The sequence below is a fragment of the Rhodococcus sp. RDE2 genome, assembly GCF_020885655.1.
GTDB classification, from domain to species: Bacteria; Actinomycetota; Actinomycetes; order Mycobacteriales; family Mycobacteriaceae; genus Rhodococcus; species Rhodococcus pyridinivorans.
This window is the reverse complement of the sequence record NZ_AP025186.1, coordinates 2467908-2483898: the sequence shown is the minus strand read 5'-3', so window position 1 is coordinate 2483898 and position 15991 is coordinate 2467908. Positions and strand designations below refer to the sequence as shown.

At 70.2% G+C, this 15991-nt stretch carries 17 protein-coding genes and 2 tRNA genes; 16 read left to right on the top strand and 3 right to left on the bottom strand.

Annotated features, from left to right (window positions below):
* Window positions 1-185 precede the first annotated feature (185 nt).
* The 8 genes from LPH33_RS11590 to LPH33_RS11555 all read left to right on the top strand — a co-directional run bounded on the left by LPH33_RS11590 (window position 186) and on the right by LPH33_RS11555 (window position 7414).
* Complete coding sequence (locus LPH33_RS11590; protein ID WP_229568075.1) at window positions 186-1124, top strand: aldo/keto reductase; 939 nt, start codon at window positions 186-188, stop codon at window positions 1122-1124.
* A gap of 94 nt (window positions 1125-1218) precedes the next feature.
* Entirely contained in the window at window positions 1219-1884 is a 666-nt protein-coding gene (locus LPH33_RS11585; RefSeq protein ID WP_229568073.1) for a heme oxygenase (biliverdin-producing), read from the top strand.
* A 3-nt stretch (window positions 1885-1887) separates the two neighbouring features.
* Window positions 1888-2913, top strand: coding sequence for a heme/hemin ABC transporter substrate-binding protein (locus tag LPH33_RS11580; RefSeq protein WP_229568072.1), 1026 nt, complete (start codon window positions 1888-1890; stop codon window positions 2911-2913).
* Between the two features lie 7 nt (window positions 2914-2920).
* Window positions 2921-4018, top strand: a complete 1098-nt coding sequence (locus LPH33_RS11575) for a FecCD family ABC transporter permease (RefSeq protein ID WP_088899293.1) — start codon at window positions 2921-2923, stop codon at window positions 4016-4018.
* Entirely contained in the window at window positions 4009-4881 is an 873-nt protein-coding gene (locus LPH33_RS11570; protein ID WP_420714490.1) for a heme ABC transporter ATP-binding protein, read from the top strand. Before LPH33_RS11575 ends, LPH33_RS11570 begins: the two co-directional genes overlap by 10 nt.
* Before the next feature lie 139 nt (window positions 4882-5020).
* Window positions 5021-6043, top strand: coding sequence for a hypothetical protein (locus LPH33_RS11565; RefSeq protein WP_229568068.1), 1023 nt, complete (start codon window positions 5021-5023; stop codon window positions 6041-6043).
* A complete protein-coding gene (locus LPH33_RS11560; RefSeq protein WP_006551956.1) occupies window positions 6043-6297 on the top strand; it encodes a DUF5703 family protein in 255 nt (84 codons plus the stop codon). Before LPH33_RS11565 ends, LPH33_RS11560 begins: the two co-directional genes overlap by 1 nt.
* 46 nt (window positions 6298-6343) lie before the next feature.
* Window positions 6344-7414 (top strand): quinone-dependent dihydroorotate dehydrogenase, encoded by a 1071-nt coding sequence (locus LPH33_RS11555; protein WP_229568067.1) that lies wholly within the window; start codon window positions 6344-6346, stop codon window positions 7412-7414.
* Between the two features lie 57 nt (window positions 7415-7471).
* Here LPH33_RS11555 and LPH33_RS11550 read toward each other — a convergent pair whose 3' ends face one another.
* Both LPH33_RS11550 and LPH33_RS11545 read right to left on the bottom strand, forming a co-directional pair.
* A complete protein-coding gene (locus LPH33_RS11550; protein ID WP_064060329.1) occupies window positions 7472-8014 on the bottom strand; it encodes a YbhB/YbcL family Raf kinase inhibitor-like protein in 543 nt (180 codons plus the stop codon).
* Between the two features lie 30 nt (window positions 8015-8044).
* Entirely contained in the window at window positions 8045-9397 is a 1353-nt protein-coding gene (locus LPH33_RS11545; protein ID WP_229568065.1) for a M20/M25/M40 family metallo-hydrolase, read from the bottom strand.
* A 133-nt stretch (window positions 9398-9530) separates the two neighbouring features.
* Here LPH33_RS11545 and LPH33_RS11540 point away from each other — a divergent pair.
* Together LPH33_RS11540 and LPH33_RS11535 are read left to right on the top strand one after the other, a co-directional pair.
* Window positions 9531-9616 (top strand) — tRNA-Leu (locus LPH33_RS11540).
* Window positions 9617-9899: 283 nt separating this feature from the next.
* A tRNA-Leu gene (locus LPH33_RS11535) sits at window positions 9900-9985 on the top strand.
* A 63-nt stretch (window positions 9986-10048) separates the two neighbouring features.
* Here the strand turns inward: LPH33_RS11535 and LPH33_RS11530 are convergent.
* Window positions 10049-10282 carry a PLDc N-terminal domain-containing protein gene (locus LPH33_RS11530; RefSeq protein ID WP_160875094.1) on the bottom strand — a complete coding sequence of 78 codons (234 nt, stop codon included), beginning with the start codon at window positions 10280-10282 and terminating at the stop codon, window positions 10049-10051.
* 86 nt (window positions 10283-10368) lie between these two features.
* On the opposite strand from LPH33_RS11530, the gene LPH33_RS11525 reads away from it, so the two are divergent.
* From LPH33_RS11525 to LPH33_RS11500, 6 genes are all read left to right on the top strand, one after another.
* Window positions 10369-11838: an SDR family oxidoreductase gene (locus tag LPH33_RS11525; protein ID WP_088899297.1), complete on the top strand. Its 1470-nt coding sequence runs from the start codon at window positions 10369-10371 to the stop codon at window positions 11836-11838.
* A gap of 109 nt (window positions 11839-11947) precedes the next feature.
* The gene (locus tag LPH33_RS11520) at window positions 11948-12316 is read left to right on the top strand and encodes a universal stress protein (protein ID WP_160875092.1); all 369 of its coding nucleotides are present in this window, start codon (window positions 11948-11950) and stop codon (window positions 12314-12316) included.
* Window positions 12317-12377: 61 nt separating this feature from the next.
* On the top strand, window positions 12378-12758 hold the full coding sequence (locus tag LPH33_RS11515) for a DUF2784 domain-containing protein (protein WP_229568063.1): 381 nt from the start codon (window positions 12378-12380) through the stop codon (window positions 12756-12758).
* A 13-nt stretch (window positions 12759-12771) separates the two neighbouring features.
* On the top strand, window positions 12772-14007 hold the full coding sequence (locus LPH33_RS11510) for a saccharopine dehydrogenase family protein (RefSeq protein ID WP_229568062.1): 1236 nt from the start codon (window positions 12772-12774) through the stop codon (window positions 14005-14007).
* 293 nt (window positions 14008-14300) lie between these two features.
* Complete coding sequence (locus tag LPH33_RS11505; RefSeq protein WP_160875090.1) at window positions 14301-15338, top strand: sulfite exporter TauE/SafE family protein; 1038 nt, start codon at window positions 14301-14303, stop codon at window positions 15336-15338.
* Between the two features lie 19 nt (window positions 15339-15357).
* Entirely contained in the window at window positions 15358-15936 is a 579-nt protein-coding gene (locus tag LPH33_RS11500) for a hypothetical protein (protein ID WP_016693110.1), read from the top strand.
* Window positions 15937-15991 lie beyond the last annotated feature (55 nt).

The window sequence follows — 15991 nt, the reverse complement described above, 5'->3', positions numbered from 1 at the left end:
TGCGGTGGGGACGGATCGGCGGTCGCGGATGCAGGGAGCGGTTCTCACTCGCCGAAGGGTACGTGGAAGCCGACCGGTCGGCGCGCCGGACGCTGCCGCGCGCCTGTCGCGCATTAGGGTGCAGTACCGGGGTCGTGGCCGAGCGCGGCGACGTCCCGTCGTGTCGGGAGGAAACGCGGACGGTTATGGAATACAGGACAGTCGGTGCGAGCGGCCTGCGGGTTTCACGGCTCGGCCTGGGCACCTTGACGTGGGGTCGCGGAACGGACGGCGACGAGGCCGCAGCCCAGTTGTCGGCCTTCGTCGATGTGGGCGGCACGCTCGTCGACACCTCCCCCGCCTACGGGGACGGGGTCGCGCAACGGATCCTCGCCGAACTGCTCGACGACGTGGTGCCCCGCGACCAGCTGGTGCTGTCGGGCAGCTCCGGCATCGACACCACCACACTCGGTTCCGGCCGCGTGGACTGCTCCCGCTCGGGCCTGCTCAACCAGCTCGACGCGACCCTGCGTGAACTCGGCACCGACCACCTCGACGTGTGGCAGGTCGCGACGTGGGATCCGCACACCCCCGTCGACGAGGTGATGGACGCCCTCGAATTCGCCGTCACCAGCGGGCGCGTGCGATACGTCGGGGTGCGCGGCTATCTCGGCTGGCAGCTCGCGACCGCCGCGGGGGCGGCCCGGCGCCCGGCGCCGCTGATCAGCACGCAGGTCGAGTACTCCCTGCTCGCCCGCGGGGTCGAGGAGGAGTTGATCCCCGCAGCCGCCCACCACGGAGTGGGTGTGTTCGCAGCGGTTCCTCTCGCCGGCGGTGTCCTCACCGGTAAGTACCGGTCGGGGGTGCCGGCGGATTCGCGGGGCGCCGACGACGTGCACACCGAGGAGGTGCGCCGCTATCTCACCGAATCCGCGGTGCGCGTGGTCGATGCGGTCGCCACGGCCGCCGACGGTCTGGGCACCTCGCCGCTTGCCGTGGCACTGGCGTGGGTGCGCGACCGTCCGCACGTCGCCTCGACGCTCGTGGGTGCCCGGGATCTGGCGCAGCTCACCGGAGTGCTGGTCGCGGAGGAGTTGGCGTTGCCGCCGGCGATCGCCGCGGCGCTCGACGACGTGAGCGCGTGATCCCGGCGACACCGCCCGCACCCTGCCTTTTTCCGGAAGGTTAGGCTAGCCTGCCGAGTACATTCGGTTCAGGCAATGTGAGGGAGGTCGGTCGATGGCCGCGACCGAAGTCGTCGGATTCGCCGAGCGCATCCGGCTCGAGACCCAGCAGGCCCACAGCGACACCGAGAACTCGGTGTTCGTCTCGGAACTGCTCGGCGGCAAGTTGTCGACCGAAGCCCACGCCGCGCTCATCGCGCAGACCTGGTTCGTCTACGACAGCCTCGAGCGGATCGGCCGTGGCTACACCGACGACCCGATCGCCGGTCCTTTCCTCAGCGACGAACTGCTCCGCACCGCCGCGCTCGAAGCCGACCTCGACTTCCTCGTCGGCTCGGACTGGCGCGAGCGCATCGCGCCGCTGCCCGCGACCGTCGCCTACGTCGACCGGCTCGAGCAGGTCGCGGCGGTGTCCCCGGAAGCCTTCCTCGCGCATCACTATCTGCGTTATCTCGGCGACCTGTCCGGTGGTCAGATCATCCGCCGCATGCTCGAACGCGCCTACGGCTACGAACGCGACGGCCTGCGCTTCTACATCTTCGATCAGATCCCGAAGCCCAAACCGTTCAAGGATGCCTACCGCGCGAAGCTCGACGCCGCACCGCTCGACGGCGACCAGCAGCAGACCGTCATCGACGAGGCGAACCTGGTGTACGGACTCAACGGTGCCCTGTTCGCCGACCTCGCGCGGGACATCGACCGTTACCCGGTGCGTGCCTGACCGATGTACCGTTCCCTCCTCCGCCTCCCGGTCGCGCTGATCGCGGTGCTGGGTGTCCTCGTCGTCGCCGCGTGCAGCGCCCCCACCACCGACGGTACGACCGCCACCGACATCGCGACCGGTCCGCGCACCGCCGTCGTCGACTCCGAACCCGAGCCGATCACCACCGACCCGGATCCCGTGCTACCGGCCACGGTGCGCGGCGTGGACGGGGTCGAGACCACGATCACCGACATCTCCCGGATCGTGGTGGCCGACCGCTCCGGTACCCTCGCGCAGACCGTGTACTCGCTCGGTCTCGGCGACAAGCTCGTCGGCCGCTCCACCGCGTCCTTCCCCGCGATCGAGGACGTCCCCAACGTCACGCCCGGCGGGCACGGTCTCAACGCCGAGGCGATTCTCGCGCTGAACCCGACCGTCGTACTCACCGACACCTCGATCGGTCCGCCGGCGGTGCAGGAACAGATCCGCGCGACCGGCGTGCCGGTGGTGTTCGTCGACCCGGAACGCTCCCTCGACACCGTCGCCGGCGACATCGAGGCGGTCGCGGCCGCGCTCGGTGTGCCCGAGGCCGGTGCGGCGCTCGCGCAGCGGACGCTCGACGAGATCGCCGCGGCGAAGGACTCGATCCCCGTTGATCATCCCGAACCCACGGTCGCCTTCCTCTATCTGCGCGGTGCGGCGATCAAGATGCTCGGCGGTCCCGGTTCGGGGGCCGACGCGCTCGTCGCGGCCGCCGGTGGTCGCGACGCCGGCATCCTCGCCGGCCTGGACTCGCCGTTCGTGCCGATCACCAGCGAGGCGATGATCGCCTCGGCGCCCGACATCATCCTGGTGATGACGCACAGCCTCGACTCGGTGGGCGGACCGGACGGGCTCGCGCAGCTCCCGGGGGTCGCCCAGACCCCGGCCGGGAAGACGGGCACCATCGTGGACATGGACGATTCGACCCTGCTCAGCTTCGGCCCGCAGACCGGCAAGGTCCTGGCCGCTCTGGTGGAGGCGTTCTACCCGTCGGACCGGGCGTGATCGCCGGATGTCCGTGAGCGAAGACGTCACCGAAGCGACCGGTCTGCCCGAACGGGCACTGCGGAAGGCCGGACGGGGACGCACCACCGTCGTCCTCGTCGGTCTCGTCGTCGCCCTGCTCGCCCTGGCCGTCGCGTCGACGTGCCTCGGCCAGGTGCCCACGAGTCCGGCCGAGGTGGTCGGCAGTCTGCTGCACCGCATGGGGCTGGACCTCGGCCCGGTGCCCGCGCACCCCGCCGGGGAGGTGACCCTGTGGGAGGTGCGCTTCCCGCGCGTGGTGCTCGCGATGCTCGTCGGTGCCGCCCTCGGCTGTTCCGGGGCGCTGCTGCAGGGCATCTTCGCCAATCCGCTCGCCGAACCCGGCGTGATCGGCGTGTCCTCCGGCGCCGCCGTCGGCGCGTCCGCGGTGATCGTGCTCGGCGGCGCCTTCACCGCCGGCTGGGCGCTGGCCGGCGCCGCACTCGTCTCCGGTCTGATCACCACCGTGCTGGTCTATGTGCTGTCCCGATCGAACGGACGCACGGAGGTGGTCACGGTGATCCTCACCGGTGTCGCCGTCAACGCCGTCGCCGGCGGGCTCATCGCGTTCTTCACCTTCGTCGCCAGTCCGGCCGCCCGCGACCAGATCGTGTTCTGGCAGCTCGGTAGTCTCGGCGGCGCCACCTGGGACATCGTCGCGGTGGTCGCCCCGCTGACCCTCGCCGGGGTGCTCGTCGCGGTGCTGCTCGCCCCGAAACTCGACCTGCTGGCGCTCGGTGAGAGCGTCGCCCGGCATCTGGGTGTGGACGTCGAACGCGTCCGTCAGTTGTCGATCCTGGCGGTCGCCGTGCTGGTCAGCGGCGCCACCGCCTTCACCGGCATCATCATGTTCGTCGGACTGGTCGTGCCGCACCTGATGCGCCTGGCGCTCGGCCCCGCCCACCGGGTGCTCGTCGTGGCGAGTGTGCTTGCCGGCGCGGTCGTCCTGCTCGCCGCCGATCTCGCGGCGCGCACGCTGGTCGAGAACGCAGACCTACCGCTCGGCATGATCACCGCCCTCATCGGCGGTCCGGTCTTCTTCCTGATGCTCCGCCGCACCCGAGCGAAGCAAGGCGGATGGGCATGAGGCTGCTCCCCCGCTCCCTGGGATCCCCGGCGACCGCCGTCCCGGCCCGCTCGGCGCCCGGCACCGCGACGATGCGCGCGGTGGGTGTGCGACTGCGGCGCGGCGAGCGGGAGATCCTGCACGGTCTCGACTTCGAGGTGCGCACCGGCGAGGTCGTCGCGCTGGTCGGCCCCAACGGGGCGGGTAAGTCCACCCTGCTCGCGGCGTTGTCCGGCGATCATCCGATCAGCGGTGGCACCGTCGAGATCGAGGGCCGCCCCCTCGAGCAGTGGTCGTCGCTCGCGCTGGCGCGTCGCCGTGCGGTGCTGCCGCAGCAGCACACGGTCGGTTTCCCGTTCACCGCCCGGCAGGTCGTGCGGATGGGACGGGCCGCGTGGACGCGCACCCCCCGGCAGGACGACGACGATCGCATCGTCGCCGAGGCATTCGCAACCTGCGACGTCACCCATCTCGCCGACCGGCCGTTCCCCGCGCTGTCAGGCGGCGAACGCGCCCGGGTGGCGCTCGCGCGGGTGCTGGCCCAGGACACCGAGACACTGCTGCTCGACGAACCCACCGCGGCACTGGACCTCGGCCATCAGGAGGCGGTCATGCAGGTCGTGCGGGCCCGCGCCGACGACGGGCACGCCGTGGTCGTCGTGCTGCACGATCTCGGGTTGGCCGCCGCCTACGCCGACCGCGTCTGTGTGCTCGAACAGGGCCGCATCGTCGCCGACGGCGCACCCGGCGACGTCCTCACCGAAGAGCTGCTCGGCCGTGTCTACCAGTACCCGGTGGCGATCGGCCGCCACCCCGAGACCGGTACCCCGCTCGTGTTGCCGCGACGACCGAACCGCGACCGGTCCGCCTCGGCGCAGACCTGAGCAGCAGATCACATCCGGCCCGTCGGACGACCCACTGATTTCTTCCCCGCGACCGGCATCAGGAACACTGAAGGTCGGCGCGCCGGGCGCCGGAGCACGTCCGGCAGGTGCGAATCGAATCCGAGGACGAGGAGCAACGATGGGCAGAGCGGGGATCCGAGCGGTCACGATGGTGGGCGCGATCGCGATGGTCGTGCTGGCCGGCTGCTCGTCGGAGAGCACCCCGGACGTGCTGCAGACCATCGAACCCGCCACTCCCGCGGCCGCCCCCGAGGTCGGCCCCTCCCCTGCCGGCGACGTCCGTCCGCTCGACCTGCAGGTCGACGCGCTGGTCGTCGAACCGTCCACGGGTACCTTCGCCGCGCTCGTCGACGACGGCGCACGGGTCGCGTTGTTCGACGACACGGCGTTCGACGGTGCCGGGGCGGAACCGCGCATGGTGGACCTGCCGTCGTCCGCCGCGACCGTCGTGACCGGCCCCGAGGGCAGTGTGCTCGCGCCCGTGTCCGGGGCCGTGCTGCGCATCGACGCCGCCGACGGCACCATCACCGAGGTCCCGGTCGACGGCAATGCCGCGTCGGCGGCCGTGCTGTCCGACGGCCGCTGGGCCGTCGGCACCGACGACGGCCGGGTGCTCGTCGTCGACCCCGAATCCGGCGAGGTGGCCACCACCCTCGGGGGCCTCGCCTCCGTCGACGCTCTCGCCGTCACCGGTGACGCCGTCGCGGCGCTCGACCGCCGGCAGACCTCCCTCACCGAGCTCGACCTCGCCGACGCCCATCTCGGGCCCGCGCTGCGTGCCGGCGAAGGTGCGACGCAGCTGACCACCGACCCGTTCGGACGCGTGGTGGTCACCGACACCACCGGCGACGAACTGCTCGTCTACACCCTCGACGCGATCGTCCTGCGGCAGCGTTATCCGGTCGGCCCCGCCCCGTACGCTGTGACCTACGACGAGACGCGGGACCTGATCTGGGTGACTCTGACGGGCAGCAACGAGGTCGTGGGCTACGATCTTTCGACCGGGATCCCGCGAGAACGCCACCGCTTCGCAACGGTGCGGCAACCGAATTCGATCGCCGTCGATCCGGCCGATGCGGCACTGGTGATCGCGTCGGCAACCGGTGACGGACTGCAGCGGATCCCGATCGAAGGACAGTGATGGCGAACGAGCGACTCGGCCGGTTGACCCGGATGCCTGTCGGTTGGGACACCAGCAACGACGAATACGAATACGTGCCGCTCAAGCTGCCCCGGGACGTGTCCCGGGTGAGCGCGTCGATGCGTCTGGCGATCTCCGCCGAATTCCACGGCTGGGAACTCACCCGGGTGCGTCTGTATCCGGACGGGAGCCGGCGGGTGCTGCTGCGCCGCCGCAAGACCGCCCATCACGTCCCCGAACCCACCGTTGGTTGATAACAGATCCCGGACCGTCGTGGACCGGGCTTGCAGGGAGTAGTTCGTGTACCGCTATCTTCTTCGGCTCATGTTCCTGTTGCCGCCGGAACGAGCCCACCACCTCGCCTTCCTCGCGATGCGCTGGTCGACTCGCTTCGGGCCGCTGCGCGCCCTGGTGTCGAAGGTGCTCGTCACCGACGACCCCATCCTCCGCAACACCGTCTTCGGCGTGCAGTTCCCCACGCCGGTGGGTCTGGCGGCCGGTTTCGACAAGGACGCGACCGGTGTCGACGTGTGGGGGCCGCTCGGATTCGGGTTCGCCGAGATCGGCACCGTCACCGCCCAGGCGCAGCCGGGCAATCCGCAGCCGCGACTGTTCCGCCTCCCCGAGGACCGGGCGATCGTGAACCGGATGGGCTTCAACAACCACGGTGCCGGGGAGGCCGCCAATCGGCTGCGTCAGCGCCGCCGCACCGTTCCGATCGGCGCGAACATCGGTAAGACGAAGGTCGTGCCGGCCGAGCAGGCCGCCGAGGACTACACCGAGAGCGCGCGACTCCTCGGCCCACTCGCTGATTTCGTGGTCGTCAACGTCTCCTCCCCCAACACCCCCGGCCTGCGGGATCTGCAGGCCGTCGAGTCGCTGCGCCCGATCCTGGCCGCGGTGCTGGACACCGTCACGGTGCCGGTGCTGGTGAAGATCGCCCCGGATCTGTCCGACGAGGACGTCGACGCGGTGGCCGACCTGGCACTCGAACTCGGGCTCGCCGGCATCGTCGCCACCAACACCACCATCCGCCGCGACGGGTTGAACACCCCGCAGAGCCGCATCGAGGAGATCGGCGCGGGCGGCCTGTCGGGTGCCCCGGTCGCCGAGCGGTCTCTCGAGGTGCTGCGCCGGCTGCGCACGCGGGTCGGCGATCGCCTCACCCTGATCTCGGTGGGTGGCATCGAAACCCCGGAGCAGGCGTTCGAGCGCATTCTCGCCGGCGCGTCGCTGGTCCAGGGCTACACCGGCTTCATCTACGGCGGTCCGTTCTGGGCGCGGCGCATCAACCGCGGTATCGCCCGCAAGCTGCGCGCGCACGGCTACCGCTCTATCGCCGACGCGGTGGGCGCCAGCACACGAGTGTGACCTGCAGCGGACGGGGCCCGGGTCGTACTCGACCCGGGCCCCGTCCGTCACGACCTGTCAGCGCACCTCGTAGGTGCCGGTCAGCAGACCGCGGGCGATGGCGTGCCCGAAGACGTTGAAGCCGAGGAAGGCCGGGCTCGACTCGGGCGTGACGCCCTCGAGCACCTCGACGTCGAGTGCGTGCACCGCGACGATGTAGCGGTGGTGGCCGTGTCCGGCCGGCGGAGCGGCACCGATGAACCCGTGGGCTCCGCCGTCGTGGCGCAGGGTCACGGCCTGCTCCGGAAGAGCATTCGAGTCGGCGCTACCCGCACCCGTCGGCAGTTCTGTGACCGAGGCGGGGATGTTCGCGACGGCCCAGTGCCAGAAACCCGACGCCGTGGGGGCGTCCGGATCGAACACCGTGACGACGAAGCTCTTCGTCTCGGCGGGGAAACCCGACCAGGACAGCTGCGGGGAGACGTCGCCGCCCCCGGGGATTCCGAACGCACCGCTGGCCTGCGGGAGTTTCCATTCCTCGCCCTCGGCGAAGTCCGCGCTGGTCACCTGGAGGATGGGCAGCTCGGGCAGGAACTTGTACGGGTCGTAATCGAAAGCCATTCCGGTCCTTTCGTGGCGGTTTCGTGTGTTCTAGGCGTGCATGAGGAAGTGTTCCATGACCCGGGTGCCGAAGCGCAGTGCCTCGACGGGGACACGCTCGTCGACACCGTGGAACAGCGCGGCGAAGTCCAGATCGGGCGGCAACTGCAGCGGCGCGAAACCGAAGCAGCGGATGCCGAGCTTGGCGAACGCCTTGGCGTCGGTGCCGGCCGAGAGCATGTACGGCACCGTCCGGCCGATCGGGTCGTGCGCGAGGATCGCCGCGTTCATCGCGTCGACGAGGTCGCCGTCGAAGGTGGTCTCGTACGGCTCGAGCCCGGTGATCCACTCCCTGGTGACATTGGGGCCGATCAACTCGTCGACGGTGCGTTCGAACTCGGCGAGCCGGCCCGGCAGGATACGGCAGTCGACGACGGCGTGCGCGGTGCGCGGGATGACGTTGGCCTTGTACCCGGCGTCGAGCATCGTGGGGTTCGCGGTGTCGCGCAGGGTCGCGCCCACGATGCGGGCGATCGACCCGAGCTTGGCGAGCGCCCCCTCGAGATCGGGCGAGGCCGGGTCGAAGTCCAGCCCGGTCTCCTCGCTCACGGCGGAGAGGAACTCGGCCACGGAATCGTTGACGACCAGAGGGAACGTGTGGGATCCGAGCCGGGCCACCGCGCGGGAGAGGACGGTGACGGCGTTGTCCTCGTGCAGGAAGGAGCCGTGCCCGGCGACACCCGTGGCGGTCAGGCGCATCCAGCGCATGCCCTTCTCGGCCGTCTCGACCATGTACAGGCGACGTTCGGTGCCGTCGGGACGCGGCACGGTCAGGGAGAACCCGCCGACCTCCCCCACGGCCTCGGTCACGCCCTCGAACAGCTCGGGCCGGTGCTCGACCAGCCACTGCGAACCGAACTTGCCTCCGGCCTCCTCGTCGGCGACGAACGCGAACACCAGATCGCGCGGGGGCACGATGTTCTCGACCTTGAAGTAGCGGGCGACGGCGATCATCATCCCGACCATGTCCTTCATGTCGACCGCGCCGCGTCCCCACACGTAACCGTTCTCGACGGCCCCGGAGAACGGGTGCACACTCCAGTCCGCGGCTTCGGCCGGCACGACGTCGAGGTGGCCGTGGAGCATGAGGGCACCGCGGCTCGGGTCGGAGCCGGGAAGCCGCGCGAAGACGTTGACGCGGCCCGGCGCTCCGGATTCGACGTAGGTGGTCTCGTAGCCGACCTCCTCGAGCACGGAGGCCACCCATTCGGCGCACTCGCGTTCGCCGCGGGTGGTGGTGGGTTCGCCGGTGTTGGAGGTGTCGAACCGGATGAGGCGGGAGACGAGGTCGACGACCTCCTCCTCCGCCCGGGACGGCTGGTGGGCGCTCATGTCATTGGCCATGGCCGTATGTCTACCACCGCCCGTCCACCATCTCGACAGTTCGGATCACCGCAGGTGGAGGTGGCGATTTGGGACCGTGGGCGCGGTGGGTTACTCTTTCACAGCGCCCACGACGAGCGGGCGCGAGCATCAGGTCCGAGTGGCGGAATGGCAGACGCGCTAGCTTGAGGTGCTAGTGTCCTATTAACGGACGTGGGGGTTCAAGTCCCCCCTCGGACACTCTGAGTCGAGACAGACGACGAAGGCCCCGAACATCATGTTCGGGGCCTTCGTCGTTGTCGGGAAACGATCGAACGGGCGACAGCCGCTACCGCTTTCGTCAGCCGCGGCGGCGGTTGCCGTAGCGGCTGACGAATCAGCGCGCGGATCCATACGAGGTCCGGCTCGTCGAGTACCGCGGGCGCGCCTGAAGTGCCGTTTTGGGGATCGGGCGCCCCATGCGCTACTGTTTCTTCAGCGCCCGCGGGAGCGGGTTCTACCGACATGCCCCGTGTGGGCGTCGGTCCGAGTGGCGGAATGGCAGACGCGCTAGCTTGAGGTGCTAGTGTCCTATTAACGGACGTGGGGGTTCAAGTCCCCCCTCGGACACTCCGAAACCCGAAGGCCCCGAACCGATATCGGTTCGGGGCCTTCGGTTCGTCCGGGGTCCGCTCAGTCCCGGCGGCCCTTGCGGAAGTACCGGATCGGACCGAAGAAGTTCACCGCGATGGTCAGCGCCCAGCGCAGTTTGCTGCCGTTGATCTTGTCGGCCGGTCGCCTCGCCAGATCGACCCAGGCCGTGATGGCGAGCGACAACTGCACCACCGCGAGGAGGACCACCAGCGCCTGCTGGGGGCGGCTCAGTTCGGCGAACTTCTTCTTGGACAAGGGGGAGCTCGGGCTCATCGTTCCTCCGGTACCTGCACGGGAATTCGGACACGATCATCCTGCCCGATACGATCGGGCATACAGCAGCACACGGAAAAAGGCAGATGAACCCCCACAGCGACACCACCGCCGAGCCCGCCACCGACGGCTTCACCCGCATCGACCCCGACGATCTGGCCACCTGCCTGCGGGTGCTCGACCAGGCGGCGGGTCTCGACGCCGAGCATCCCGACGCGATCACCGTGCAGCGGGCCGTGGGGCACATGTTCAAGAAGTTCAAGCGGTTGCGCCGCAACGAGGCCCGCAAGCAACGCGTCGACGCCGACCGTCAGGTGCTGTCCGCGACCGCCACCGCCTCCCCCACCCGCATCGACGACGAGACCGCCGGACTCCCGCTCGCGTCGGCGACGCGCGGTGCGAGCGCGGGAACGCTGCTGCGTCCGCGGCACTGCTACATCTGCAAGGACAAGTACACCCGCGTCGACGCCTTCTATCACCAGTTGTGCCCGACCTGCGCCGAGGAGAACCACGCCAAGCGCGACGCGCGCACCGATCTGCGGGGTCGTCGCGCCCTGCTGACCGGCGGGCGCGCCAAGATCGGCATGTACATCGCGTTGCGGTTGCTGCGCGACGGCGCGCACACCACCGTCACCACCCGGTTCCCCAACGACGCGATCCGCCGCTTCACCGCGATGGAGGACAGCGGCGACTGGCTGCACCGGCTGCGCATCGTCGGCATCGACCTGCGTGATCCCGCCCAGGTGGTCGCCCTCGCCGACGATGTGGCCGCGCAGGGTCCGTTGGACATCCTCATCAACAATGCCGCGCAGACGGTGCGCCGCTCCCCCGGTGCCTACTCGGCGCTCGCCGAGGCGGAGGCCGATCCGCTGCCCGCCGGCCCTCGCCCCGAGGTCCTGACCTTCGGCAAGCCCTCGGACGCCCACCCGGCCGCCCTGGCCGGGTCGCTGCCGGCCGAGTTGTCGGCGCACTCGCTGACCTCGCTGGCACTGGTGGCCGGCTCGGCGACACCCGAGCGGGTAGCGGCCGGCGTCGCCGTCGACGCCGGCGGATTGCTGCCGGATCTCGTGCACACCAACAGCTGGGTGCAGACCGTCGGCGAGGTCGAGCCGCTGGAACTGCTCGAGGTGCAGCTGTGCAACTCGGTGGCGCCGTTCATCCTCGTCAACCGTCTGCGTCCGGCGCTCGCCGCATCCCCGGCACGCCGCAAGTACGTCGTGAACGTCTCGGCGATGGAAGGGCAGTTCGCGGGTCGCCGCTACAAGGGCGCCGGGCATCCGCACACCAACATGGCCAAGGCCGCGCTGAACATGCTCACCCGCACCAGCGCCGAGGAGATGCTCACCGACGGCATTCTCATGACCGCCGTCGACACCGGGTGGATCACCGACGAGCGGCCGCACCACACCAAGATGCGGCTGGCCGAGGAAGGCTTCCACGCGCCGCTCGATCTCGTGGACGGCGCTGCCCGCGTCTACGACCCGATCGTCCAGGGCGAGACCGGTACGGACCTGTACGGATGCTTCCTCAAGGACTTCCGCCCGGCACCCTGGTGATCCGGACCCCGAAATTCGGGGAGACCGGTTCCACACCGTCGATCGTGGCCCGGCCTCGGGGCCGCGGCGATAATGGAGGACGTCCCCGCAGGCCCGCACGAGGAGAGTCATGACTGTCGCTGTCGTTCACGCCGATACCCCCGAAGGCCGGATCGCTCTGCAGGCCGCGGTGCGGGAGGCCGCCGATCGGCAGCAGTCGCTGGTGGTGCTCCACCCGCTCGACGAGCCCGACGAGGTGGAGGACGTGCGGGCACAGGTGAGCGAGGTGGCCGGTACCGACGGGTGGGAGTTGCTCTCGGCCGTCCACGACGGCGATCCGGTCGGCACGACCGTCGAACTGCTCGCGCGCAGCGGCGCCGAACGCGTGGTCATCGGCAGCCGCGGACGCACGGCGACCGGCAAGTTCCTCGTCGAGCGGGCGGTGCAGCGGCTGATCACCGAGTCGTCGGTGCCGGTGCTGGTCATCAAGGCCGGCTGAGCCGCCGCCCACCCTCCGGCGACCCCGTCCGTTCCGCAGCCGTTCGTTCTACCCTGGGCACATGGCGTTCCGGGTGGTCGCCGACCTCACGGCCTTCGTGCATCTGCTGTTCGTGCTCTACGTCGCGTTCGGTGGCTTCCTCGCGTGGCGGTGGCCCCGCACGATCGTCGCGCACGTCGCCGCGGTGGTGTGGGGAGCGGCCTCGGTGGCCGTGGGGTTCGACTGCCCGCTGACCGCCGTGGAGAACTGGGCCCGCCGCGAGGCCGGCCAGGAGGGTCTGCCGCCGAGCGGGTTCATCGACCACTACCTCACCGGCGTGATCTACCCGGAGTCCGCGCTCGGTGCGGTCCGCGCCCTCGTCGCGCTCGCCGTGCTGATCTCATGGGTGGTGCTGTGGCACCGGATCCGTGTGACGAAGGTCGCCCCGAAGACTTACTCCTGAGTAGGGTGGGGACATGACTGTCTCCCGGGATCTCGACATCGTCGTCTACGGCGCCACCGGCTTCGTCGGGCGCCTCACCGCCACCTATCTCGCCGAGAACCTCCCCGACGGCGTCGCCGTCGGACTCGCAGGACGTTCACGCACCAAACTCGAGAAGCTCGCCGCCGACCTCGGAACCGACTGGCGGCTGATCGAGGCGAACGCCGACGATCCCGCCTCGCTGACCGCGCTCGCCGAGTCCACCCGCGTGGTGATCACGACCGTCGGTCCCTACGCCACGTACGGGCTGCCGCTCGTGCAGGCGTGCGCCGAGGCCGGCACCGACTACGTCGACCTCACCGGCGAGGTGCTCTTCCACCGCGAGAGCATCGACCGCTTCGACGACGTGGCCCGGCGCACCGGCGCCCGCATAGTCCACTCCTGCGGTTTCGACTCCGTCCCGTCCGACCTCGGCGTCCATGCGCTCTACCGCGCCGCGGAGGCCGACGGCAACCTGCCGCTCACCGACACGACCTTCGTGCTCGGCTCCTTCCGCGGCGGGGTGAGCGGCGGAACCATCGATTCGCTCCGGCAACAGCTCGACGCGGTCCGCAAGGATGCCGCCGCACGGAAGATCGCCGCGCGCCCGTACTCGCTGTCCCCCGATCGGGCTCGGGAACCCGATCTCGGTCGCCAGAACGACTTCGCGTTCGTCGACGGCAAATCCGTGGCGCCGGAGATTTCGGGGCGGCTCGCACCGTTCGTGATGGCCTCCTACAACACCCGCATCGTGCGACGCAGCAACGCGTTGCGCGACTGGGCCTACGGACGCCGGTTCCGCTACCGGGAGGTGATGAGTGTCGGCTCCTCACCGCTCTCCCCCGTCCTCGCCGGGCTCGTCGGACTCGGCACGGGAGCCCTCGCCGCCGGCCTGTCGTTCCCGCCCACGCGGTTCGTCCTCGACAAACTCCTGCCCGCGCCCGGTGAGGGACCGTCGGAGGAGACCCGCGAGAACGGTTACTTCACGGTGGATCTGTACGCTTCGACCGAGTCGGGAGCTCGCTACACCGCGCGGTTCTCCGCGCAGGGCGACCCAGGTTACAAGGCCACGGCCGTGATGCTCGGCGAGTCCGCCCTCTCGCTCGCCCTCGGCGGCGCGGCCCTGCACGCCGGTGGCGGTGTCCTCACCCCCGCGGTGGCCTTCGGGGACGTGCTGACCGAACGGCTCCGCACGGCCGGTTTCGAGATCTCCGCGCGCCGCCTCGGCTGACCTCGCCTCCGGCGCGCCCGATGGGCGCGCCGGGCCCGCCGAGTGTGGCTCCGTCGCTTCGACGGGCTATGCTCGACCGGACCGAACGATCCGCGCGCGGAACGAGACCTGAGGACGTGACCATGGCTGCGACGAGTACCGAGATGGCTCCGGCCGCTCGTCTCGCGCTCATGCCGTTCTGGCCGACCCGTCGCGGCGCCTGCTTCGATTGTCTGTGTTGCACCCGGGAGTGTTGCTGAGCGCTTCGCCGCTCGTCCAACTTTTCGGGTTCTTCCAGCTTTCGGAGCCAACGCATGTTCAATCTGCTCATCTTCACGCTCGTCGGTGTCGGCGCACAGCTCGTCGACGGCGCACTCGGCATGGCCTTCGGTGTCACCGCGACCACCCTGTTGCTGTTCAGCGGTGTCGGTCCGGCGCACGCGAGCGCCGCCGTGCACCTCGCCGAGGTAGGAACCACCCTCGTCTCCGGTGCCTCGCACTGGCGGTTCCGCAACATCGACTGGAAGGTCGTGCTGCGGCTCGGTGTTCCCGGTGCCATCGGCGCCTTCCTCGGCGCGACCGTGCTGTCGGGACTGTCGACCGAGGCCGCCGAACCGGTGACCGCCGGGATCCTGCTGGCCATCGGCGTGTACGTCGCGTTGCGCTTCTCGGTGCGACCCCCGGCGGTCGCCCATGCCCGCACCTCCCCGCACACCGCGAAATTCCTGTCGCCGCTGGGCTTCTTCGGCGGATTCATCGACGCGAGCGGCGGTGGCGGCTGGGGCCCGATCACCACCAGCACCCTGCTCTCCCGCGGCAAGACGGCACCGCGCACCGTGATCGGCTCGGTGAGCGCGTCGGAGTTCCTCGTCGCGGTCGCGGCGAGCGTCGGCTTCCTGTTCGGGCTCGGGCACGACTCGCTCGGCAATCTGGTGATCGTCGCCGGTCTCGCCCTCGGTGGTGCCCTCGCGGCGCCGGTCGCGGCGTGGCTGGTCAGCCGCGTCCCCGCGACGCTGCTCGGTACCGGTGTCGGCGGTGTCATCGTGCTGACCAACGCGCACAAGCTCGCCAAGACTGCCGACCTCTCCGGCGCGGCGCTGGCGGTGCTCTACCTCGCCATCGTCGCTGCCTGGCTCACGCTGCTGATCGTGTCCTGGAAGCGTTCGCGCCTCACCGCCGCGGAGAAGAGCGGTTCGCTCGAACCGCTGGCGCAGCCGACGCCGGTGGCACTGCTCGAAGGCGCCGACGCGACGCCCCTCGCCGGGGCCCGTCCGGAGCCTCGGGAGGTGCCCGGACACAACGAGACTCGCCTGAATTCCACCCCGTCACCACGCTCCTCCGACGGCGCTTGATAATCGCTATTATGCCCGCGTGCGACAAAAGCGAATACATACTGGTGCCTTCGTCTTCCTCACCGCCGGCGCCGCTCTGACGGCCTGTTCCTCGGACGATTCCACGGTCGGCATCCGCAACGCAGCCGACATCAATTCCCCGACGTCCACCTCCGCCGAATCGCCGTATCTGGTGAAGATCGCACAGAGCTTCCCCAGCTGCGAGGCCATCGGCGCGACCCTCGAGCGCTACATCGACGGGCTGACGCCCGCTCCCGGCGGCATCGTGAGCACCCAGCGCGTGAACTGCGTGTGGGAGGCCGGAGCCGGCGAGCCGCCCTCCGGACTCCGTTCCGTCGAGGTCGTCGTCGAACCCGAGACCGTCACACCCGCCACCGCGGCGAAGACCGGCCTGGTGGTGCTTCCCGATCCCGCCATCGAAGCGGCCGGCGGATTCGCGCACAGCATGCCGATCAACATGGCCGGCACCGCCTTCACCGCGACCGGCGTCGAACTCCCCCAGGCCTCCGTGTCGATCACCGTCGGCGGCCGCGATGCCGCGATGGTCCTCGATCCGGCGGGCGGCGTGGCGGTCGCCAAGCAGCTTCTCGGGCTGTAACGCACGGTGTCGCGGCCCTCGACCGCCCGGGCGGAACCAAGATCACATACAACTC